Genomic DNA, 22927 nt, shown 5'->3' with positions numbered 1-22927 from the left:
GGACCGAAAGACACGCCAGACTGATATGACGCGGGTCATCCACACCGGGGACACCCACATCGGGTACCAGCAGTACCACCGACCCGAGCGTCGCGAGGACTTCCTCGACGCGTTCCGCCGGGTCCTCGACGACGCCGCCGCGGACGACGTCGACGCCGTCGTCCACGCTGGCGACCTCTTCCACGACCGACGCCCGAGCCTCCAGGACATCCTCGGGACGCTCGATGCCCTCCGGACGCTCGCCGCCGCCGACGTCCCCTTCCTCGCCGTCGTCGGCAACCACGAGGCGAAGCGAGACGCGCAGTGGCTCGACCTGTTCGAGTCGCTCGGCCTCGCCGTCCGCCTCGACGCCTCTCCGCACGTCGTCGGGAACACGGCGTTCTACGGGCTGGACTTCGTCCCGCGCTCCCAGCGCGACGCGCTGGAGTACGAGTTCGAGGACCACGACGCCGACCACGCCGCCCTCGTCACTCACGGCCTGTTCCAGCCGTTCGACTTCGGCGAGTGGGACGCCCGCGACATCGTCGAGGGCTCCCCCGTCGAGTTCGGTGCGCTCCTCCTCGGAGACAACCACAAGGCCGACCGCGCGCAGGTCGCCGACACGTGGGTCACCTACTGCGGGTCGACCGAGCGCGCGAGCGCCGACGAGCGGGAGGACCGCGGCTACAACATCGTCGAGTTCGACGGCGACGTCGGCATCTCCCGGCGTGGCATCGAGACCCGCGAGTTCGTCTTCGTCGACGTGGAACTCGGCGACGGCGAGGGCGTCGAGCGCGTCCGCGAGCAGGCCGGGCAGTACGACGTCGAGGACTGCGTCGTCATCGTCACCGTCGAGGGCGACGGCGAGCGCATCGCCCCGGCCGACGTCGAGTCGTTCCTCGCCGAGCGTGGTGCGCTGGTCGCCCGCGTCACCGACCGCCGCGAGTTCGAGACGACCAGCGAGTACGACGTCTCGTTCGCCGACCCGGACGAGGCGGTCCGGGAGCGCGTGCGCGAACTGGGGCTGAGCCGCGCCGCCCGCGACATCGACGAGACCATCCGCGCGAGCAAGGTGGCCGACTCGAACGTCACCGCCGAGGTGGAGTCGCGCGTTCGCGACGTCGTCGACGACGCCGAGGCGTTCGCCCGTGCCGAACCGGACATCGAGACCGACGCCGGGGACACGTCCGACTCCGAGGAGCCGTCCGCCGCCGAGGACCCGCCCGACCCAGAGGATACGTCCGACTCCGATTCGCCGGACGACGAGCGCGACTCCGAGGAGGCGACCGACAGTTCCCCGACAGACACTCCCCCGACCGATACTCCGCCCGAGGAGGCGGTGGCGAACGCCGACGGGGAGGACCAGTCGACGTGGGGTGACTTCTGATGCGCTTCGAGCGGGTCCGACTGGAGAACTTCAAGTGCTACGCCGACGCCGACCTGCACCTCGACGACGGCGTGACCGTCATGTACGGGCTGAACGGGAGCGGGAAGTCCTCGCTGCTCGAAGCCTGCTTCTTCGCGCTCTACGGTGCGAAGGCGCTCGACACGACGCTCGACGAGGTGGTCACCATCGGCGCGGAGGAGACGACGGTCGAACTCTGGTTCGCGCACGGTGGCGAGCGCTACCACGTCGAGCGCCGAATCCGCTACACCGGCGACCGTGCCCAGACCGCGACCTGTCTGCTGGAGACGCCCGACGGCCCCGTCGAGGGCGCACGCGACGTCCGTGGGTACGTCGAGGACCTGCTCCGGATGGACGCGGGCGCGTTCGTCAACTGCGCGTACGTCCGGCAGGGCGAGGTGAACAAGCTCATCAACGCCTCGCCGAGCCAGCGCCAGAACATGATCGACGACCTCCTCCAGCTCGGGACGCTGGAGGAGTACCGCGAACGAGCCAGCGACGCGCGGGTCGGCGTCGGTCGAGTCCGAGACACGAAACGCGGTGCGCTGGACGACGTCGAGGCACAGATATCCGAGAAGGAGGCGAAGAACCTCCACGGTCGGCGGACGACGCTGCTCGACGAGCGGACCGAGACCGACGCGGAGATAGAGCGCCTCGAGACGAAACGCGAGCAGGCGATAACGACGCGCGACACGCTCGAAGAGCGCCTCGACGCCGTCGAGGAGCGCCGCGAGGAACTGGAGGGGGTCGAGGAGACCATCGAGGAGCTCCAGTCGGCCATCGCCGAGACAGAGCGCGAACGCGAGACGGCCAAGGACAGACTCTCGGAGCTCAGGACGACCGTCTCCGAACTGGAGGAGGAACGCGACGAGGTGCTCGCGGAGACCGACATCGACGCGCCGGAGGCCGACGCCGTCGACGAACGCGACGAGGAACTGGCGGACCGTGAAGACGACCTCCGTTCGTCGCTCGAAGAGCACCGACTCACCGCACAGGAAGCGTCGAACACCGCCGAGACGCTCCGCGAGACCGTCGAGGACCTCGAATCCCGCGCCTCGGACGCTCGCGAGGAGGCGACGGAACTCGAAGAGGAAGTGGCGGAGACGACCGAGACGCTCGACGAGCGCCGCGAGCAGGTCGCCGACCTCGAACGGGACGCCGAGCGGAAGCGCGAGGCGTTCGAGGAGGCCCCCTGCGCGTTCGGCGAGGCCGAGACGTTCCGCGAACGCGTCGCCGAGGAGCGGTCGACGCTCCGCGAGCGGAAGGCGGCGCTGGAGAGCGACCTGAAGAACGCGAACGCCGCCGTCGAGGAGGCCGAGGAACTCCTCGCCGAGGGGAAGTGTCCCGAGTGCGGCCAGCCGGTCGACGGGAGTCCGCACGTCGAGAGCATCGAAGAGCGCCGCGAGCAGGTGAGCACGCTGGAGTCGGAACTGACGGAGGTGACCGAGTCACTGGAGGCAGCCGACGACCGGTACGAGCGAGCCGAGGAACTCGTCGAGCGGGAGGCCGCCGTCGAGGAGGCCGTCTCGGACCGCGAGAACCTCGAACAGCTCATCGAGGAGCGCGAAGCGACGGTCGAGCGGGAGCGCGAGCGCGTGGAAGAACTCCGCGAGGAGGCCGACCGACTGGAGACCGAAGCCGAAGCGAAGCGCGACGGGGCCGAGGCTGCCGACGAACGAGCCGTCGACGCGCGGGAGGCCATCGGCGAGTTGAACGGCGACCTCGCGGAGGTGCGCGAGCGCCGGACCCGGCTCGACCGGCTCTCGGACCTCGTCGACGACATCGACGACGCCGAGGAGGAACGAGAGCGCCTCCGCGACCGGCGCGAGGAACTCGCGGACGTGAACGACGAGCGCCGAGAGCACCTGCGCGAGCGGCGCGAACGCCGCGACGAACTCCGCGAGTCGTTCGACGAAGACCAGATCGAAGGCGACCGGGAGAACCTGCGCGGTGCTCGGGAGTTCATCGAGTACGTCGAGCCGAAACTGGCGGACCTGCGCGAGGAACGCGACGAACTCCAGAGCGACGTGGGTGCCATCGAGAACGAACTCGACGCGCTCGACGACCTCCGGGAGCGCCGCGAGGAACTCGCTGCGACCGTCGAGCGCCTCGACGCGCTGTACGAGGAGACCGAGGAGCTACAGTCGATGTACGCCGACCTCCGCGCCGAGTTGCGTCAGCGCAACGTCGTCAAACTCGAGTCGCTACTGAACGAGACGTTCGACCTCGTCTACCAGAACGACTCCTACGCGCGCATCGAACTCGACGGCGACTACGAACTCACCGTCTACCAGAAGGACGGCGAACCCCTCGACCCCGAGCAGTTGTCCGGCGGCGAGCGCGCGCTGTTCAACCTCTCGCTGCGCTGTGCCATCTACCGCCTGCTCGCGGAGGGTATCGAGGGGGCCGCGCCGATGCCGCCGCTCATCCTCGACGAACCGACGGTGTTCCTCGACGCGGGTCACGTCTCGAAACTCGTGGAACTGATCGGGTCGATGCGCGACGTGGGCGTCGAGCAGATCGTCGTCGTCAGCCACGACGAGGAACTGGCGGGCGCGGCCGACGACCTCGTCCACGTCGAGAAGAACCCCACGTCGAACCGGTCGACGGTCGACCGCGAGCGGGAACTGGCGACGCTGCTGGCGGACTGAGTTCGTTCCTCAGCCCTCGTCGCCCGTGCGTGACTGCGCCGTGCGCTCCGACCGCAGGACGGCAAGCGCCTCGCGGGCGTCGTCGGTCACGTCGTAGCCGCGTTCGCCGCCCACGTCCGCCTCGACGACCAGTCCGGCCGCGCGGAACTCGCCGACGAGTCCGAGCACGTCGCTCTCACAGAGGTCGTACTCCATCAGCGCCCGCGCCGGGACCGGTCCGCGACGGTCGAGTTCGAGGAGGAGGCCCAGCGAGCGGTCGTCGCGGCAGGCCGAGAGGACGCGTCTGACCGTGTCCGGGACGGCCGCCGCCGCGAGTCCGAGTGCGTCGGTGTCCTCCTCGTCGGCGGTGAGGTCGTCGTTCGGGAGGTACCGCTCCTCGCCGGTCGTCGGGTCGCGGACGAGCGACGACTCGCTCGACCGTTTGAGCAGGAGGTAGCGTCGGCCGTCGTCGTCGTGAACCGTCCGCATGAGCACGGGTAAAGTCGGGCGCTCGTTAGGACTGTCGGTCCCGCTGGAAGCCGGCGTAGTATCGGTACCCGAACAGGGCGGCGACCACGCCGACGAGGATGGCCATGCCGCCCGTCTGGAGGTCGCCGAGAAAGTAGACGATCATCGCGCCGACGCTGATGCCGAACAGCGCGACGTTCGCCATGACGACCGTCGCCCAGAACGCCTGCGCGACGTCCTCGTCGACGTTACTGTCGGAGAACTCGGGGGCCGTCGGTGCCTCCGGAACCTCGACGGAGGGGGCGAGGCTGTCCGGGTCGAACTCCTCGGGCTCGTCCGGCCACGGGTCGTCGTCGTCCTCCAACATCGATGAACGATAGTCCCTTGGGGAGGGACGGGAAAAAGGGTCGCTATGTCCGTTACGCCGCGTCGTCCAGTCGGACCGTCACGGCGGACTCGATCCATGCGAGCGGGTTCTCCCCGTCGAACAGGACCCAGCCACCGTCGGCCTCGTAGGACTCGGTGGCAGCGATGGCGTTCTCGGCGGTCTCGATAGACCGGGCCGACTCTGCGTTCGACTCCGACGTCACATCTCCGTCGACCATGGTCACTCCCCTTGCTAAGTCATGTCATGGTATATGCGTTGTGCCCCGAGCAACAGTCGCCACTTCCGCTACCGAGCCCTCGACACCGGCGCGAGCGTCGGTCCCTCGTTGCCGACGACCGCGGGGGTTTTTACTGGAGGCCTCGAATCTCGCACAACATGAAACAGAGTGGGCTCGCCGACTTCTCGGCGGGAGGCGACACGGCCAGGCCCGAGGAGGAGGCCGAGGCCATCGCGGGCGACGGGGGCGGTCTCGCGCCGGAGGTCGTCGACACCTCCGACTACCGCTACCCCGACCCCGACGGGACCGTCGAACTCGCGGTCACGCAGGTCGACTACACCATCGAGGGCGCGGGTCGCGAGGAACACCCGGTCCTCCACGTGTTCGGTCGGACGAGCGAGAACGAGACCGAACACGTCCGCGTCCGGGAGTTCCCACCGTACTTCTACACGCCGCTGGCGGACCTCGAACGCGCGGGCGACGGAGACGGTGCCGAAGCGGACGGCGACGAACCGCTGCTGTCGACGCAGTTCACCGACGACCGCCTGATGGAAGAGCGCATCACGGGCGTCGAGACGGCGGGCGACCTCGACCCCGAACTGTCGGGCGACGACGCTCGGGAGGTCGTCACCTACGAGTCCATCCGCGGGGAGACGCTCGTGAAGGTCACCGGACAGACGCCGCGAGACGTCGGGCAACTGCGCGACCGGTTCGACCACTACGAGGCGGACATCCTGTTCCCCAACCGCCTGCTCATCGACAAGGACATCACGAGCGGCGTCCGCGTCCCCGCTCGCAGGAACGACGACGGCGTCATCGACGTCCCCCACCAGGAGCTCCGGGCGGTCGACGTCGAGGCCGACCTCCGGGTGAACACGTTCGACATCGAGGTCGACGACCGGAACGGCTTCCCCGAGGACGGCGAGGAGCGCATCATCTGTCTCACGAGCCACGACAGCTACCGCGACGAGTACGTCGTCTGGCTGTACGAAGCGCCCGACGGCGAGTCCGGGCCGGATTCGCTCCCCGACTACGACCCGCTTCGGGAGGGTCCCGAGGTGGACGTCCGCCGGTTCGACGCCGAGGAGGCGCTGCTGAACGCGTTTCTCGACTACGTCGACGAGACGGACCCCGACGTGCTGACGGGGTGGAACTTCACCGACTTCGACGCCCCGTACCTGCTCGACCGCATCGACGTGCTCTCGGACGGGCCGGACGCGCCCGACGACCTCGACTCGAACCGCCTCTCCCGCGTGAACGAGGTGTGGCGCTCGGACTGGCAGGGGCCGAACGTCAAGGGCCGCGTCGCGTTCGACCTGCTGTACGCCTACAAGCGCATCAAGATCAGCGAACTCGACAGCTACCGACTCGACGCCGTCGGCGAGGCGGAGTTGGGCGTCGGGAAGGAGCGCTACGCGGGCGACATCGGCGACCTGTGGGAACAGGACCCCGGGCGACTGCTGGAGTACAACCTGCGTGACGTGGAGCTGTGCGTCGAACTCGACCGGAAACAGAACATCGTCCCGTTCTGGGAGGAGGTCGCCACGTTCGTCGGCGCGAAACTGGAGGACGCGACGACGCCCGGCGACGCGGTGGACATGTACATCCTCCACAAGGTCCACGGCGAGTTCGCGCTGCCCTCGAAGGGCGCGGTGGAGTCGGAGGACTACGAAGGTGGCGCGGTGTTCGACCCCATCACGGGCGTCAAGGAGATGGTCTCCGTCCTCGACCTGAAGTCGCTGTACCCGATGTGCATGGTGACCATCAACGCCTCGCCGGAGACGAAGGTCGACCCCGAGACGTTCGACGGGGACACGTTCGTCGCGCCCAACGGGATGCACTTCCGGAAGGAACCGGACGGCATCATCCGGGAGATGGTCACCGAACTGCTCGCAGAGCGTGACGAGAAGAAGCGCCTGCGCGACGAGAACGAAGCTGGCAGCGACGCCTACGAGACCTACGACCGCCAGCAGGGGGCGGTGAAGGTCATCATGAACTCGCTGTACGGCGTCCTGGGGTGGGACCGGTTCCGCCTCTACGACAAGGACATGGGCGCGGCGGTGACGGCGACGGGTCGCAAGGTCATCGAGTTCACGGAGGAGACGGTGGGAGAGATGGACTACGAGGTGGCCTACGGCGACACCGACTCGGTGATGATTGAACTCGGCGAGGGCGTCTCGAAGGAGGAAGCCATCGAGCGGTCGTTCGACCTCGAAGAGCGCATCAACGCCTCCTACGACGACCTCGCGGCGGAGATGAACGCCCAGGACCACCGGTTCCAGATCGAGTTCGAGAAACTCTACAGGAGATTCTTCCAGGCGGGTAAGAAGAAACGCTACGCGGGTCACATCGTCTGGAAGGAGGGCAAGGACGTCGACGACATCGACATCACCGGCTTCGAGTACAAGCGGTCGGACATCGCGCCCATCACGAAAGAAGTCCAGCAGCGGGTGCTGGAGATGATCGTCAAGGAGGGCGACATCGAGGGCGTGAAGGACTACGTCCACGACACCATCCAGCGGTTCGAGACGGGCGACATCAGCGTCGAGGAGGTGGGTATCCCCGGCGGTATCGGGAAGCGCCTCGACGACTACGACACCGACACCGCCCACGTCCGCGGCGCGAAGTACGCGAACCTCCTGCTGGGGACCAACTTCGCCCGCGGGTCGAAGCCCAAGCGCCTCTACCTCGCGCGGGTCCACAACGACTTCTACGACCGAGTCGAGACCGAGCAGGACCTCTCGACCCAGGCGAACGAACTCTACCGCGAGTTCCGCAGGGAGGAGGACGTCATCTGCATCGAGTACGCCGACCAGTTACCCGCGGAGTTCGAGGTGGACTGGGACAAGATGCTCGACAAGACGCTCGAAGGACCCATCGAACGCATCCTCGAAGCCATCGGGGTGTCGTGGGACGAGGTGAAGTCGGGACAGACGCAGATGGGACTCGGAAGTTTCGGCTGACGCAGAGTCGTCGGCTTCGGAGGCGTCGACCCCCGACACCCTTTCTCATACGGAAAGATTCGTTTCCGTTCTCGGAACTCGAACCGGGCGAATACGAAACCATTATCCCCCGCACGCACCGACCCTGATACCGACAAGAGGACTCCTCATCATGGCACGGTTACAAATCAAGGACCTCCACGCAGAGGTCGCAGAGGACGGCGGGGAACAGATTCTGAAGGGTGTGAATCTCGAGATCGAGGCGGGCGAGATTCACGCGCTCATGGGACCGAACGGGTCGGGCAAGTCCACGACGGCGAAGGTCATCGCGGGCCACCCGGCCTACGAGGTGACGCAGGGCGAGGTGCTCATCCACCTCGAAGCCGACGACTTCGGCGAGGACTTCGACATCCCGGAGGACAAGCGCACGTGGAACCTGCTGGACCTCGAACCGAACGAACGCGCCGCGCTCGGCGTGTTCCTCGCGTTCCAGTACCCGGCGGAGATAGAGGGCGTCACGATGGTGAACTTCCTCCGGACGGCGCTCAACGCGAAGCTCGAAGAGCGCGAGGAGCTGTTCGAGGCGGACGACGAGAGCGACGAGAGCGAGGAAGAGGACACGGGCTACGACACCTCGCCGATGGAAGGCCCAGCCGACGACGGCGACGTCGGCGTCGCCGAGTTCCAGCAGCTCCTCGCCGAGAAGATGGAGCAGCTGGACATGGACGAGCGGTTCGCCCAGCGGTACCTCAACGCCGGCTTCTCCGGCGGCGAGAAGAAGCAGAACGAGGTGCTGCAGGCGGCCATCCTCGAACCCGAGATCGCGGTGCTCGACGAGATCGACTCCGGCCTCGACATCGACCGCCTGCAGGACGTCGCGACGGGCATCAACGCCCTGCGTGACGAGACCGGCACCGGCATCCTGCAGATCACGCACTACCAGCGCATCCTCGACTACGTCGAACCCGACCACGTCCACATCATGCTCGACGGGAAGGTCGTCAAGAGTGGCGGCTCCGAACTCGCCGAGCAGCTGGAGGACAGGGGGTACGACTGGGTGCGAGAGGAAGTGTACGAGACAGCCTGAAACGTCTAGAGACCGAACCCCAATACACCATGAGTTCAGACGACCACCTCAAAGAGACAGACACGGAAGCCCGCTTCGAGTTCAAGAAAGAGCAGAAGTCGGCGTTCCAGTCCGAGAAGGGCCTGACGGAGGAGACCATCCGGCTCATCTCGGAGGACAAGGACGAACCGGAGTGGATGCTGGAGCGGCGCCTCCGCGCGCTGCGACAGTTCCAGGAGATGCCCATGCCGACCGACTGGCCGGGCCAGCCCGACCTGAGCGAGGTCGACGTGGACGAGATCGTCCCGTACATCCGCCCGGACATCGACACGCGCGGCGGCGAGGAGTCCTGGGAGGACCTCCCCGAGGAGATCCGCGACACGTTCGAGAAGCTCGGTATCCCCGAGGCCGAACGCAACGCGCTCTCGGGCGTCGGCGCACAGTACGAGTCCGAGATCGTCTACCAGAACATGCAGGAGCGCTGGCAGGAGAAGGGCGTCATCTTCTGTGACATGGACAAGGCGGTCCAGGAGCACGAAGAGCTCGTCAAGGAGTACTTCATGACGAAGTGCGTCCCGCCCAGCGACAACAAGTTCGCCGCGCTCCACGGCGCGGTGTGGTCCGGCGGGTCGTTCGTCTACGTACCCGAGGACGTCACCGTCGAGATGCCCGTGCAGGCGTACTTCCGGATGAACTCCGAGGGGATGGGCCAGTTCGAGCACACGCTCATCATCGCCGAGGAGAACTCCGAGATGCACTACATCGAGGGCTGTTCGGCCCCGAAGTACGGGCGCTTCAACCTCCACAGCGGGGGCGTCGAAGTGTTCGTGAAGGAGGGTGCCCACGTCCAGTACTCGACCGTCCAGAACTGGTCGAAGAACACGTACAACCTCAACACGAAGCGCGCCATCTGCGAGAAGGACGCGACGATGGAGTGGGTGTCGGGCAGCATGGGCTCGAAGGCCACGATGCTCTACCCGTGTACCATCCTCAAGGGTCCCGGCGCGACGGACAACCACATCACCATCGCGTTCGCGGGCGAGGACCAGAACATCGACACCGGCGCGAAGGTGTACCACAACGCGCCGAACACGAAGTCGACCATCGAGTCGAAGTCCATCAGCAAGGACGGCGGTCGCACGAACTACCGCGGCCTCGTCCACATCGCCGACGGTGCGGAGCACTCCTCGACGAGCGTGGAGTGTGACGCGCTGATGTTCGACAACGAGTCGACCTCCGACACGATGCCGTACATGGAGATCGAGGAGTCGAAGGTCGACGTGGCCCACGAGGCCACCGTCGGGAAGATCGGCGACGAGGACGTCTTCTACCTCCAGTCGCGCGGACTGGACGACGACGACGCCAAGCAGATGATCGTCGCCGGGTTCATCGAACCCATCACGGAGGAGCTGCCCATCGAGTACGCGGTCGAACTCAACCGCCTCATCGAACTGGAGATGGAGGGTTCGCTCGGATAGATGAGCACGCAGGTACACGCGAACCTGACGGAAGCGCAGGTTCGAGAGATATCGGAGTCGCTCGACGAGCCCGACTGGCTCCTCCAGACGCGTCTCGACGCGCTGGACGCGCTCGACGACATCGACTTCCCGGCGGTCATCCAGACGCCGGGACGCAAGTGGACGAACCTCGCGGAACTCGACTTCGAGTCGTTCGTCGACCCGCTGAACGCCGCCGAGGAGAAGGACCAGGTCGGTCCCGACGAGGTCGAGGTGCTGTCGTTCGCGGAGGCGCTCGACGAACACGAGGAACTCGTCGAGGAGCACTTCGGGAGCGTCGTCGACCCGCAGACGAACTACCTGACGGCGATGTCGACGGCCCTGTTCACCACGGGGACGGTCATCCACGTCCCCGAGGGCGTGAACGCCGAGGACGTCACCATCCGGACGACGATGAACAGTCGGTCGCTGTTCAACTACACGCTCGTCGTCGCCGAGGAGTCCTCGTCGGTGACCATCTTCGAACGCCAGGAGACCGGCGGCGCGGCCGTCGACCCCGAGCGTCGACGCGCGAGCGACGACGGCGAGGGCCGGGCGGGGAACCGCTACTACTCCGGACTCGTCGAGGTAGCTGGCGGTGAGAACGCCTACGTCCAGTACGGCTCGCTGCAGGACCTCGACCGCACGACGTACAACTACCAGCTCAAGGAGGCGACCGTCGACACGTACGGCACGGTCAACTTCATCGACTGCAACGTGGGCTCGCGGCTGACGAAGTCGTCCGTCGAGACGCACCTCGACGGCGACAGCTCCGAGGCGAAGATCATCGGGGCGTTCTACGGCCACGAGGACCAGCACTTCGACGTCGACGCGCGCGTCTGGCACAACGCCGAGCACACGACGGCGGACCTCGTCACGCGCGGCGTCATCGACGATCGGGCGCGCTCGGTGTACGAGGGCGTCCAGAACGTCGGTCGCGAAGCCTGGGACACGTCGTCGTACCAGCGCGAGAACACCCTGATGCTGAGCGACGAGAGCGAGGCCGACGCCTCCCCGAAGCTCATCATCAACAACCACGACACCGAGGCGAGCCACTCCGCGACGGTCGGGCAGGTCGACGAGGAGGACCTGTTCTACATGACCTCGCGCGGCATCCCGCCGCAGCTCGCGAAGAACATGCTCGTCGAAGGGTTCTACGTCCCAGTCCTCGAAGAGATCGAGGTCGAGGAACTGCGCGAGGACCTCCAGGAGCGTATCCGCGACCGTCTCGCGTCGCGCTTCGACTGAGCAGCCACCGCGGCGATACCCGTTTTTCTTCGACCTGCCGCCCGAGCGACGCGACCCACTCGTCCCGCCGATGTGCCTCACCAGCGCCGGGCGACGCGACCACTCGAATCGAAGACAGCGTTATCCCCTCGCTCGTCGTCTTCGGCGACGATGACCACATCGACTCGCGGCGACCGCCTCGACGCCGGGTCGGCGACCCTCGCGTACGACGATGTGGGAGGCGGCGACACCGTCGTGTTCGTCCACAGCGGCATCACCGACCGCCGGATGTGGGACCCGCAGGTCGAGGCGCTCGCCGACCGCTACCGGACGGTTCGCTACGACCTGCAGGGATGGGGGGAGTCACGAGCGACGGGCGAGGGGACCCACCGGGAGGAACTGCTCGCACTGCTCGACGCTCTCGACCTGGACGACGTCCACCTCGTCGGCTGTTCGTTCGGCGCGGGCGTGGCGCTCGACGCGACGCTCGAACGACCCGAGCGGGTGCGCTCGCTGACGCTCGTCGGTCCCACGGTCGGCGGCCACGACTACGAGGAGCCGACCGACTCGCCGGTCTGGGACGGCGTCGCCGAGCGGTACGAGGCGTCCGTCGAGGCGTTCGAGGCGGGGAAGTTTCGGGCCGCGGCGGAACACGAGGTGGCGCTGTGGCTGGTCGGCCCGGAACGGGAGCAGGCGGTCGTCCCCGACCCCGTCCGGGAGTGGGTGACGGAGATGGACGAGGCGGCACTGCGCCGGGAGGCGGCCGGTCGACGCGAGGACGCGAGCGACCTCGACCCGCCGGCCGTCGAGCGACTGCCCGACCTCGCGGTCCCGCTGCTCGTGGTCGTCGGCGAGTACGACCTGCCGAGCGTCCACGACGCCGTCGAGCGGCTCGTCGGGGAGGTCCCTCGGGTCCGCCTGGAGGTCGTCGACGCGACTGCCCACCTGCCGAGCGTCGAGCGTCCGGCGGCGGTAACGGCGCTCCTCGCCGCCTTCTGGGGCGGACTGCCCGAGGGAACGACTTAACTGTCAGCCCGCGCCATCTCGACGCATGAGAGAACCGTTCGCCGGACGCACCCGTCCGTGTGACCGATGAGCGTCACGCGGCAGGTCCGTTCGGACCACCAGCTCGCCCGCCTCCTGCAGATCGGGATGGTGCTCGAAGAGGTGGTCGAGGCCCGAGCGCACAAGCACGCCCAGACGATGGACGACGCGGAACTCGACGCCGACGTGCGGGCGTTGCTCGAACACGCCGCCGAGGAGTCCGCGGCCCACCGCGGCCGACTGGAGGCGCTCGTCGCGGAACTGGACGCCGAGAGCGTGCCGTTCGACCAGATAGAGGGGCTCGTCGAGGCGCAGTACGGCCAGACGAAGCCCGACGATTTCGACGGCGTCCTCTACGACCAGCTCTGCAACGAGGAGACGGCGTACAAGTTCTACGACGACGTGCTGGAGGCCATCGAGGCCTCGGACGCCCAGTTCAGCGTCGACCGCGAGCGACTCGTCGAGACGCTCACACGCATCCGCGAGGAGGAGGCGGAGGGCGTCGAGGAGGTCACCAGACTGATGGAGACCCGCGAATGAGCGACAGCCAGCGGCCGAGACGAAGCGCGACGGACGACCGACGAACGCCCCCACGGAGGCAGCCATGAACACTGCAGACCAGTATCTGAAGGCCATCTACCTCATCCAGGAGCAGGAGAACGGACCCGCGGCGACCGGTCGGCTCGCGGACGCACTCGACGTGAGCCCCGCCAGCGCCAACGAGATGATCGGGAAACTCGAGGGTCGCGGCCTCGCGGACCACGAGAAGTACAAGGGCGTCTCGCTGACCGACGAGGGCATCGTCCGCGCCCGCGACGCGCTGCGGACGTACTGCATCATCGAGCGGTTCCTCGTCGAGGTGCTCGACGTCGAGGAGTTCCGGATGGAGGCCCACCAGCTAGAGAGCGTCATCGACGACACCGTCGCGGAGCGACTCGACACTATCATCGACCGCGAGGGTGAGTGTCCCGACTGCTTCAACCCGGAGGCCGACGTCTGTACGCTGCTCGAAGCGGAGTACCCGCTCGCCGACTCCGAAGCCGCCGACTGACCGATTCGCTCCGCAGCGACTCGTCGTCGACGGTCGTTCCGTTCCGGTTCGTCCTGTTTTCGCTCGGAGGTCACTGTTCATGTTCGCTGACGCCGTACCCTGGGGTATGGGTACTGTCGCCACGCTCGCCATACCGGCCGAGGAGTTCGCGCTCTGGGAGACGCTCGACGCGGTCCCGGACGCGTCGTTCGAGTGCGAGCGCATCGTCGAGTCCGGCGAGAACGTGATGCCGTTGCTGTGGGCGCGTGCGCCGGACGGTGACGCGCTCGAACGTGCGCTACTGGCCGATTCGAGCGCGAACGACGTCTCGCTGCTGAGTGCGTTCGACGACGAGTGGCTCTACCGGATGGAGTGGGTCGACCACATCCAGCTCATCACCCACATGCTGACGAACAGCCACGCGACGATTCTGAGCGCCGTCACCGAGGACAGTCGATGGGTCGTTCGCATCCTGTTTCCCGACCACGACTCGCTCGCGACGGCGAACGAGTTCTGCCACGACCACGGGCTGACGTTCGACCTGCTCTCCATCGTGAAGATGGAAGGTGACCCGTCGGCACGGTACGGACTCACCGGCGCACAGTACGACGCCATCGTCACCGCTCACGAACACGGCTACTTCGCGGTCCCGCGTCGCTGTTCGCTCAAGGAGATCGCTCGCGAGGAGGGTATCTCACACCAGGCGTTCTCCGAACGGCTCCGCCGGGGGCTCGAAGCGCTCGTCGAGGAGACGCTCGTCGTCGGTCAGTCGTCCGAGGTGGCACCCACGGCCCGGCGCTGAGGGTCTGCGACCAGGACGGTCGCCGGGCGTGGACCCGACCGGAATGTTCGTTCGGGAAAGGAACGGCGTGCAGACGCATACGGAGCTCCGTCTGTCCCACCGGGAGGACAGTAAGACCTGCTTACAGGCTCCGTTCGAGCAATCACGGCCGGAAGTCGGACCCTTCGACATCGGTAAACTGTGTTAGCCACCGCGAACGAGGACGGTGCGCTGTGCAATCCTGAACGAGAGCCGATTACAGATACGGATAGCGAACTTTGACGCTGATGAGTTTAGGGTTCGGAAACGCCTCGGTCGTAACGACCGCTCGGTCCGATGCGACACGGGTTCGCCGGGACCCGGTCGGTTTCCACTATCGGGGTCCATCGGCGGGTGGTCGGCGGTGCTCCCTCGGTCCGTTGGCGTCAGCTACTGCTTCGTCGTTCCTGTCGTTTATCAAGTAATGCACCCTTAGCAATGGAGGTAGACGAAAAGAGGGAGAACAATATGAATTACAGGAGCGTTTCGGACCTGGGCGCGTCCGCGCGACAGTTGGCACAGTCCTTACCGGGTGATATCGACCTGGTGGTCGGGATTCCGAGGAGCGGACTCCTCGCGGCGAACCTCCTCTGTCTCCATCTCGACCGGCCGATGACGGACGTCGACGGTCTCTGCGAGGAGCGACTGCTCCAGACCGGCCACCGCTACGACGGGAGCGTGTCGTCGTTCGAGGACATCGACCGCGTACTCGTCCTCGACGACTCGGTCAAGTCCGGGACACAGATGACGGAGACGAAGGCGCGACTGGCCGAGGAGAACTTCTCGTTCGAACTGGAGTACGCCGCGATTTACATCTCGAAGCGCGGCCACAACTTCGTCGACCACTGGGCGGAGGTCGTCGATACGCCGCGCGTGTTCGAGTGGAACCTGATGCACCACCCGATGTTGAAACACTCGTGTATCGACATCGACGGCGTGCTCTGTCGCGACCCGACCGCCGACGAGAACGACGACGGACCGAAGTACCGGGAGTTCATCACCACGGTCGAGCCACAGATCGTCCCCACCGAGCGGGTGGGCTGGCTGGTGACGAACCGGCTGGAGAAGTACCGCCCCGAGACCGAACAGTGGCTCGCAGAACACGGTATCGAGTACGAAGAGCTCGTGATGTGCCAGGCGTCGAGCATGGAGGAGCGCCAGCGACGGGCCGACCACGCCCGGTTCAAGGCCCGTATCTACGACGAGACCGACGCGGAACTGTTCATCGAGAGCGACCCGCACCAGGCGAACGAGATAACGAAGTACGCCAGGAAACCCGTCTTCTGCTACGAGGCCAACGAGATGTTCCGGCCGGGCATGGTCGCCGAGGCGTACACGAAGAGCAACGACTACCTCTCGCGCCTCGCCACCGAACCCGTCACGTTCGTCACGCGGGCGAGTATGTACGTCGCCTCCTGGAGTTACAACACGGTCACGATGGCGGCCCACAAGTACCGAAACCGGTAGGCGAGGTGGTCGGAAAGCGGAGAAATTCCCGCTTCCAGACCGGTTCGCTGCCGAACGACAATCCGTAGCGAGGCTCAGTGTATGGGGGGAAGACCTACAAGTGGCAGGACGAATGGTCAGGTAGCGATTCACACCATGCCATCGATCGTACCACTGTTCCCGGGCATCCCCGGGGGCATCGAAGTGTTCGTCGTCCTGCTCATCATCGTCCTGCTGTTCGGAGCGAACAAGCTCCCGAAACTCGCCCGCTCCTCGGGACAGGCGATGGGCGAGTTCAAGAAGGGACGTGAGGAGATGGAGAACGAACTCCAGGAGATGAAAGGCGACGCAATGGGGACCAACGAGGAGGAGGCGGACACGGAGGAGTCGACCTCCGCTGACACCGCGACCGAGACGAACCAGAACCGCGACACCGACACCGAGACGGCGTAACCCCTTTCTCTCCCGGTTTCTCCGAACCCGAGCGACCGCCCTCCAGCGCCCGATACCACACGCTCCCGCGACTGTCCGCGAGCGACCCGTCCGGCGCGAGCAGTCGCGTGTCGACACGAGCCGACGCGCCGCTCACGTCCGACGGACTCGTTCTCGTCCGTCGTTGACAGGAACACCTTTCCCGGGCCCACGTGTGTTGTGTGGTCATGGTACTCGGACTCCTCCGCAGACACCCCTTCGTCGCGACAGGGCTGGTACTCGGGAGCGCCGTCGCACTGGGCCGGTCGCGCGAGTCGCGTCTCGACCCCGCTGGCTGGACTCCGCCCACGGCTCCAGCCATGAGCGGAGCGCTGGCGGCCAACGACGAACTCGCGGGGCTCGACCCCGTCGTCAGCGTCGGCGGCCCCGAGGACGTCGCGTTCGACGACGACGGACGCCTCTACACGGGCGCGGTCGACGGCCGGGTCTACCGGACGGCCGACCCCGTCGACGACTCGACGACGGACGCCACCGTCGAGGTGTTCGCCCACATCGACGGGCGGCCACTCGGACTGACGTTCGAGGGCGACGGTGACGACCTGCTCGTCGCCGGGGAGGACGCGGGCCTGCTCTCGGTCGCCCCCCACGGCGAGGCGACGGCGCTCGCGACGAGTGCGGGCGGTCAGGAGATCGCGTACGCCGACGACGTCCACGTCGCCGAGGACGGGACGGTGTACTTCACCGACGCGACTGTCCACGAGCGGTTCGAGGACGAACTGTGGGAGCTCCGGGACACGGGCCGACTGCTCGCCTACCACCCCGACACGGGGGAGACGACCGTCGAACTCGACGGACTGGGGTTCGCCAACGGCGTGGTGCCGGGACCGGCGGGCGACTCCCTGCTCGTCACGGAGACGTCCCGGTATCGCGTCACGCGCTACTGGGTGGACGGCGAGCGAGCGGGCGAGGCAGAACCGTTCGCCGAGAACCTCGTCGGTTTCCCGGACAACATCGACGTTGCCGACGACGGGACGTACTGGGTCGCCATCCCGAGTCTCCGCGCGGACGTCCTCGACACGCTCCACCAGTACCCGTGGGTGGTTCGACAGCTCGGGAAGCTCCCCGCCTCGGCGACGGAGATCGACGTCGAGCCGTACGGCCTCGTCCTCCGACTCGACGAGGACGGTGACGTCGTCGAGAGCCTCCACGACCCCGGAGGCGACACGTTCGGCGTCACGTCCGCGACAACACACGACGGAGCGCTCTACCTCGGCTCGCTGTTCGGGTCGAGCGTTCGACGCTACCCGCTGGAGTGAGCGAAGAGACGGCCGAGTGAGGTCCCCCGAGGAGAGCGACGGTCGAGCGGTGGAGACGCCGGACGAGTATATTAGCGCTCGCCGAGCGACAGCGGTTCGACGCGGCCGTCGGCGTAGCGCATTCGGGCGGTCCCGACCGCTTCCGCGACGACCGCTTCGAGTGACTCCGTATCGTCGGACTCGTCCAGTTCCTCGGCAGGAGCGCCGGCGGCGTACCGTCCGGCGAGCGCCGTCGACACCTCCCACTCCAGCGCGCCCTCGCGCCTGTGGGGGGCCTCGGTCGGGTCGTACGCCCGGACCACGAGGCCGTCGACGGCCTCGGGCCAGTCCCGTTCGTCGAGGGCCGCCGCGAACGCCCCGACGACCGGTGCTGCGGTCTCCCGCAAGACCTCCTCCGGGTCGTCCGCGTGGCCGACGTAGCCGAGGAACGCGGTCCGCTCGTCCGCGGCGTCGAACTGTTCGACCTGCAGATTCACCTCGTCGAGCAGTCGGCCGGTCCGCTCGGCGATGGCCGTCACTCGCTCCTCACTCATCGGTCGTCACCGGGTCTCGCCAGTCACCTGTCGGCGTCGATGCTCCCGTCCCGGAGCGGCGTCTGTCGTCTGCGACGGTCATGGGCGGACTGTGGCGGCGGGACAAATCAACCTGACCGTCCGAGTCGCCCCGCGTCCTGCAGTCGTTCACGAACTGCGCAACGCTTTTTCGCGCGAAGCGTCTCAGTCGGTACAGGAATGCCCGACTCGATGAACGAGATGCTCCGGCAGGACATGGAGTGCGAGGGGTTGCTGGAGTGTTTCCACGGTCTCAAGGACCTCGACCGGAACGTGTTCGGCGTGCTCGTGGACGCGTCGGAGCCGCTGACCGTCGACGAGGTCGCAGACAACGTCGACCGGGAGCGGACGACCGCCTACCGCTCCATCCAGCGCCTCCTCGACGCCGGGTTCGTCCAGCGCGAGCAGGTGAACTACGAGGACGGCGGCTACTACCACGTGTTCGAACCGGTCGCCGCCGACGAGGTGGCCGACGACATGCAGCGACTGCTCAACGACTGGTACGCCAAGATGGGCCAGCTCATCCAGGAGTTCAGGACGAAGTACGACGACCCGCCGTCGACGGCCACCGCCGAGAAGTGAGCGCGTCCCTCCTCTCTCTTCTCGCTCCCCTCCACTGATTCCACTGCCGACAGAACGCGATAGCACGGTAGAGACCGATAGCGGAACCACCGGCCGGACTCGTCATCCTTACCCCACCTAGCCACCGACCGGCGTGCAGTGGTAACCGAGTCGGAGGTCGGTCGTGCGTCGAGCGGGTGGCGGTCGGTCGCGACGGTCGCCGGGTGGCAGACCGCCGCGAGCCTCTGTTACTACACCATCTTCGCCGCGACCGGGGTCATCCGGGACGCGTTCTCGCTCTCCGAGTCGCTCGTCGGCGTCTTCCTCACCGCCGCCCTGCTGGGGTACACCGTCGGCCTCTTCCCGAGCGGAGCGGCGGTCGACGGATTCGGCGAGAAACGGACGATGGTCCTCGGCCTCGTCGCGCTCGCCGTCGCGTCGATTTGCGTCTCGCTCGCCCCGTCGTACGGCCTCCTGCTCGGTGCTGGCGCGGTGCTGGGTGCTGCTTACTCGACGGCGATGCCCGCCTCGAACCGCGCCATCGTCGCCAGTTCGCCGCCCGGTCGGCAGGGCCTCGCGATGGGGCTGAAGCAGGTCGGCGTCACCGTCGGGAGCGGTGCGGCGTCGCTCGTCGTCACCGGTGTCGCCGCCGTCGCGGCGTGGCAAGTCGGGTTCTGGGTCGTCGCCGCCCTCGCGGGCGGGTACGCGCTCGGGTTCGTCGCCCTCTACGACGGGTCGGCCGGAACCGGCGAGTTCAGCCTGCCGGACGTATCGGGACTCCGGGCGAACCGCGCCTACGTCCTCCTCGTCGCCGCGGGGCTGTTCCTCGGGGCGTCCGTCTTCTCCATGCTCGGTTACACCGTCCTCTACGTGCAGGACGCGGTGGGTGCGAGCGCCGCCGTCGGCGGCGTCGTCCTCGCGGTGACCCAGGTCACCGGCAGCGTCGGCCGTATCGGTGCCGGGCCCCTCGCCGACCGACTGGGCGGGGCGAAGGGCGCGGCGACCGTCGCGCTGGGACAGATGGCCGTCGCCACGGCGCTGCTCGCCGTCCTCGCCACCGGCGACCGGTCGCTGCCGGTCGTTGTCGCCGTCTTCGTCTGTCTCGGCCTCTCGATGCACGGCGCGACGGGCGTGTTCTACGCCTGTCTCTCGGCGCTCGTCGCCGACGACGACATCGGCGGGGCGACGGCCGGCGGACAGACGGCCATCAACACTGGCGGGCTCGTCGCCCCGCCGCTGTTCGGCCTGCTGGTCGAGACGAGCGGCTACGGACTCGCCTGGGGGCTGCTCGGCGGGACGACGCTGGCGGCGACGGGCCTGCTCCTGGCGGTCAGACTGCGGACGTGAACTGGCCCGCCGACCGATTCCGCTCGGGCGTGACTCGACACGGTAATCCCCCGGCGTGGCGAACCACCGTCCGAGATGGACGACCCGGTCAGAGTGACGGTCGAGACGGACGACGAGGAGCGGTCGATGCGCTGTTACGACGACGAGGGGTCGGTCGGCGTCGACGGAGCCACGTTCCGGTTCGACGTCACCGGCCTGCGAGGTGGCCCGCGTGAGGACGGGGAGGTGAACGACGACACGACGAGTGCAGACGAGGAGAGGAGCGACGACACGGCGGGTGCGGACGAGGAGGCGAGTGCGGGACGGGCGCGCACCGGAACCGGTTCCGACACGGCGACCGACCCGCTCCACCTCGCGCCGCTGGCGGACGTCCCCGAGCGCACGACGCTCCGCTTCGAGGCGCTCGCGGGCCGACGCGGTGTCGAGGGCATCGCACAGCGGCAGGGTGACGCCGTCATCGCGTGGGAGAACTCCTGTCCCCACGAACCCGACGTCCGCCTCGACAAGGGGATGGGCGCGTTCGTCGCCAGTGGCCAGTTGGTCTGTGACAACCACGGTGCGCGCTTCAACTGTGACGACGGCTTCTGCACGCACGGTCCGTGTCGCGGGCAGTCGCTGCGCCCTATCGACGTCGAGGTCCGGGGTGACGAGGTGTTCCTGACCGACGACCGGTTCGAGTCGTGTCGTCGCCCCGGACGGTAGGTAGGCCGCGTTGTTCTCAGAAGGAGTACATTTTCCAAAGTCATATATGGCTGACTCGTGATGGTCCACTCCCCGTAGAAGGGGAACGTGTCAAAGGCAGCAGTTCGCTCGACTCCCGGTAGCCCCGCCCAGGGAGTCAGTTCTCTCGGTTTCTCGCCGAACCCACGCCGGGCCCTCGCCGGACTCCAGCGCCGAGTAGCGGTCGCTCTCTGGGGTTCGTCGGGTCGACCCGACCCGACCTGACCCCGCCCGTCGAGTGACCGACCGGCCGACGACCGACGCTCACGACCCGCATCCCACAATCGGTTCCGGTACCCGGGAATTCAGTACCGACGAGGCCCCGGTTCGGGTATGGACGAGATGCCGCGGTTCGGTCTCGGGACGTACCAGAACGAGGACCACGAGCAGTGCGCCGAGAGCGTCCGGACGGCGCTCGACGTGGGCTACCGTAACGTCGACACCGCCCAGATGTACGACAACGAGGCGGCGGTCGGCGACGGCATCGCTCAGGCGGACGTGGACCGCTCGGAGCTCTTCCTCGCCTCGAAACTCGACACGGACAACTGCGCGCACGACGACGTGCTGGAGACGACCGAGGAGAGCACCGAGCGACTTGACGTGGACACCATCGACCTCATGTACGTCCACTGGCCGATGGACACGTACGACCCCGAGGGGACGCTCTCGGCGCTCGACGAACTCCGCGAGGAGGGCGCCATCGAACACGTCGGCCTGTCGAACTTCACTCCCGACCAGCTCGACGAGGCGAACGACCACCTCGACGCCCCGATCTTCGCCCATCAGGTCGAGATGCATCCCCTGCTCCAGCAGGAGGAACTGCAGGAGTACGCCGTCGAGGACGACCACCTGCTCGTCGCCTACTGTCCCATCGCCCGCGGGAAGGTCGACGAGGTCGAGGAGATGCAGGAGGTCGCGGAGAAACACGACGCGACGCCGGTGCAGGTGAGCATCGCGTGGCTCCTGGCCAAGGAGAACGTCGTGGCCATCCCCAAGGCGACCGGCGAGGAGCACATCCGCGAGAACTACGAGGCGCAGGACCTCGACCTGGACGACGAGGATATCGAGCGCATCGACGGCATCGAGCGCGAGGAGCGACTCGTCGACTTCGACGAGGCGCCCTGGAACCAGGACTGAGGGCCGTTTCACTTGCCGTCGACCGTTCTCACGACCCGGCTCTCAGTCGTCGCTCGTCGGACGGCGCGGCTCCTTCGCCAGCCAGCCGAGTCCCGGGAGGCCGTCGGTGACCCAGAGCGCGATGGTGGACAGCGCCAGCGCCATCCCGACCAGCGTAAACCCGGACGGACTGAAGTTCACGAAGTGTTCGATGAAGTTCGAGTCCATCTGGTAGGGCGGCGGTGGCCGGAGCGGCCACAGGAGGAAGGTGAGGAACGCCGTGTCGAACTGTAACAGCGGCAGGAGCGCGTCACCGAGGAGGTGCGAGTAGTAGCCCACGACGAACGCCCAGGCGGGCACGCGCTGGTCGTACCGGCGGGCGAGCGCGAGCACCACGACGGCGACGAGCGTCGTCGTGATGAGCGAGTGCGCCAGCGAGCGCCCCGACGGGAGGAGGTGGAGCGACCACGCCAGCGGTTTGTCGACGAGGTCTGGGAACTGCGTCCCGATACCGAGCGCGATGGCCGTGACGTCACTCGGCGGCCACGGGCGACCGCGTCCCCGGCGGAGTATCGCGTAGACGAGATAGCCCAGCGCGGCGTGTCCCCATGGCCACATCACCGGCAGTACAGCCACCGCCCGGAAAGAGCCATCGGCTTCCGTGAAGACTGTCACGCGGGAACGGACGTCCCTCCTGACGGTGGTTCGACGGTTCGCGTCCGGCGC

22 protein-coding genes are annotated in these 22927 nt (G+C 67.2%); 17 read left to right on the top strand and 5 right to left on the bottom strand.

All coding sequences use genetic code 11. The features are described 5' to 3' along the window. Nucleotides 1-25 precede the first annotated feature (25 nt). Together mre11 and rad50 are read left to right on the top strand one after the other, a co-directional pair. Nucleotides 26-1366 (top strand): DNA double-strand break repair protein Mre11, encoded by a 1341-nt coding sequence (gene mre11, locus MX571_RS16900; protein WP_247418891.1) that lies wholly within the window; start codon nt 26-28, stop codon nt 1364-1366. Further along, nucleotides 1366-4035 (top strand): DNA double-strand break repair ATPase Rad50, encoded by a 2670-nt coding sequence (gene rad50 / locus MX571_RS16895; protein WP_247418890.1) that lies wholly within the window; start codon nt 1366-1368, stop codon nt 4033-4035. The genes mre11 and rad50 overlap by 1 nt, the downstream gene beginning before the upstream one ends. A gap of 9 nt (nt 4036-4044) precedes the next feature. Here rad50 and MX571_RS16890 read toward each other — a convergent pair whose 3' ends face one another. Genes MX571_RS16890 through MX571_RS16880 form a run of 3 tightly spaced genes read right to left on the bottom strand, consistent with a single transcriptional unit; the run spans nt 4045 to nt 5087 of the window. Beyond that, nucleotides 4045-4503: a DUF7346 family protein gene (locus MX571_RS16890; RefSeq protein WP_247418889.1), complete on the bottom strand. Its 459-nt coding sequence runs from the start codon at nt 4501-4503 to the stop codon at nt 4045-4047. Nucleotides 4504-4528: 25 nt separating this feature from the next. Further along, complete coding sequence (locus MX571_RS16885) at nt 4529-4849, bottom strand: DUF7322 domain-containing protein (protein WP_247418888.1); 321 nt, start codon at nt 4847-4849, stop codon at nt 4529-4531. A gap of 52 nt (nt 4850-4901) precedes the next feature. Then, a complete protein-coding gene (locus tag MX571_RS16880) occupies nt 4902-5087 on the bottom strand; it encodes a DUF7331 family protein (protein ID WP_247418885.1) in 186 nt (61 codons plus the stop codon). Between the two features lie 158 nt (nt 5088-5245). Between MX571_RS16880 and MX571_RS16875 the strand changes: the two genes are divergently transcribed. The 11 genes from MX571_RS16875 to MX571_RS16825 all read left to right on the top strand — a co-directional run bounded on the left by MX571_RS16875 (nt 5246) and on the right by MX571_RS16825 (nt 17906). Beyond that, complete coding sequence (locus tag MX571_RS16875; protein ID WP_247418882.1) at nt 5246-8050, top strand: DNA-directed DNA polymerase; 2805 nt, start codon at nt 5246-5248, stop codon at nt 8048-8050. Nucleotides 8051-8201: 151 nt separating this feature from the next. Continuing rightward, a complete protein-coding gene (locus tag MX571_RS16870) occupies nt 8202-9116 on the top strand; it encodes an ABC transporter ATP-binding protein (protein ID WP_247418880.1) in 915 nt (304 codons plus the stop codon). 29 nt (nt 9117-9145) lie between these two features. Further along, nucleotides 9146-10573 (top strand): Fe-S cluster assembly protein SufB, encoded by a 1428-nt coding sequence (gene sufB / locus MX571_RS16865; protein ID WP_247418878.1) that lies wholly within the window; start codon nt 9146-9148, stop codon nt 10571-10573. Then, on the top strand, nt 10574-11839 hold the full coding sequence (gene sufD / locus MX571_RS16860; protein WP_247418876.1) for a Fe-S cluster assembly protein SufD: 1266 nt from the start codon (nt 10574-10576) through the stop codon (nt 11837-11839). A 150-nt stretch (nt 11840-11989) separates the two neighbouring features. Next, the gene (locus MX571_RS16855) at nt 11990-12844 is read left to right on the top strand and encodes an alpha/beta fold hydrolase (protein ID WP_247418873.1); all 855 of its coding nucleotides are present in this window, start codon (nt 11990-11992) and stop codon (nt 12842-12844) included. A gap of 66 nt (nt 12845-12910) precedes the next feature. Next, on the top strand, nt 12911-13402 hold the full coding sequence (locus tag MX571_RS16850) for a ferritin-like domain-containing protein (RefSeq protein ID WP_247418871.1): 492 nt from the start codon (nt 12911-12913) through the stop codon (nt 13400-13402). 64 nt (nt 13403-13466) lie between these two features. Next, nucleotides 13467-13913: a metal-dependent transcriptional regulator gene (locus MX571_RS16845; RefSeq protein WP_247418869.1), complete on the top strand. Its 447-nt coding sequence runs from the start codon at nt 13467-13469 to the stop codon at nt 13911-13913. A gap of 106 nt (nt 13914-14019) precedes the next feature. Beyond that, nucleotides 14020-14694 (top strand): helix-turn-helix domain-containing protein, encoded by a 675-nt coding sequence (locus tag MX571_RS16840; RefSeq protein ID WP_247418866.1) that lies wholly within the window; start codon nt 14020-14022, stop codon nt 14692-14694. A 486-nt stretch (nt 14695-15180) separates the two neighbouring features. Then, complete coding sequence (locus MX571_RS16835) at nt 15181-16179, top strand: phosphoribosyltransferase family protein (RefSeq protein ID WP_247418865.1); 999 nt, start codon at nt 15181-15183, stop codon at nt 16177-16179. A gap of 135 nt (nt 16180-16314) precedes the next feature. Beyond that, a complete protein-coding gene (locus MX571_RS16830) occupies nt 16315-16611 on the top strand; it encodes a twin-arginine translocase TatA/TatE family subunit (protein ID WP_247418864.1) in 297 nt (98 codons plus the stop codon). A gap of 206 nt (nt 16612-16817) precedes the next feature. Further along, nucleotides 16818-17906: an SMP-30/gluconolactonase/LRE family protein gene (locus MX571_RS16825; protein ID WP_247418863.1), complete on the top strand. Its 1089-nt coding sequence runs from the start codon at nt 16818-16820 to the stop codon at nt 17904-17906. A gap of 71 nt (nt 17907-17977) precedes the next feature. Here MX571_RS16825 and MX571_RS16820 read toward each other — a convergent pair whose 3' ends face one another. After that, nucleotides 17978-18439 carry a hypothetical protein gene (locus MX571_RS16820; protein WP_247418862.1) on the bottom strand — a complete coding sequence of 154 codons (462 nt, stop codon included), beginning with the start codon at nt 18437-18439 and terminating at the stop codon, nt 17978-17980. Between the two features lie 198 nt (nt 18440-18637). Between MX571_RS16820 and MX571_RS16815 the strand changes: the two genes are divergently transcribed. The 4 genes from MX571_RS16815 (at nt 18638) to MX571_RS16800 (ending at nt 22222) form a co-directional block, all read left to right on the top strand. After that, a complete protein-coding gene (locus MX571_RS16815) occupies nt 18638-19039 on the top strand; it encodes a helix-turn-helix domain-containing protein (protein WP_247418861.1) in 402 nt (133 codons plus the stop codon). 138 nt (nt 19040-19177) lie between these two features. Next, the gene (locus MX571_RS16810; protein WP_247418859.1) at nt 19178-20365 is read left to right on the top strand and encodes an MFS transporter; all 1188 of its coding nucleotides are present in this window, start codon (nt 19178-19180) and stop codon (nt 20363-20365) included. Nucleotides 20366-20440: 75 nt separating this feature from the next. Further along, a complete protein-coding gene (locus MX571_RS16805) occupies nt 20441-21067 on the top strand; it encodes a Rieske (2Fe-2S) protein (protein WP_247418857.1) in 627 nt (208 codons plus the stop codon). Between the two features lie 351 nt (nt 21068-21418). Then, nucleotides 21419-22222 (top strand): aldo/keto reductase, encoded by an 804-nt coding sequence (locus MX571_RS16800; protein WP_247418855.1) that lies wholly within the window; start codon nt 21419-21421, stop codon nt 22220-22222. A gap of 42 nt (nt 22223-22264) precedes the next feature. Here the strand turns inward: MX571_RS16800 and MX571_RS16795 are convergent, their stop codons facing one another. Further along, complete coding sequence (locus tag MX571_RS16795; RefSeq protein WP_247418853.1) at nt 22265-22819, bottom strand: metal-dependent hydrolase; 555 nt, start codon at nt 22817-22819, stop codon at nt 22265-22267. Nucleotides 22820-22927: the final 108 nt, after the last annotated feature.

The organism is Halomarina salina, assembly GCF_023074835.1.
GTDB classification, from domain to species: Archaea; Halobacteriota; Halobacteria; order Halobacteriales; family Haloarculaceae; genus Halomarina; species Halomarina salina.
Note: the sequence above shows the minus strand (reverse complement) of the source record. Positions and strands in the feature narration are given on the sequence as shown.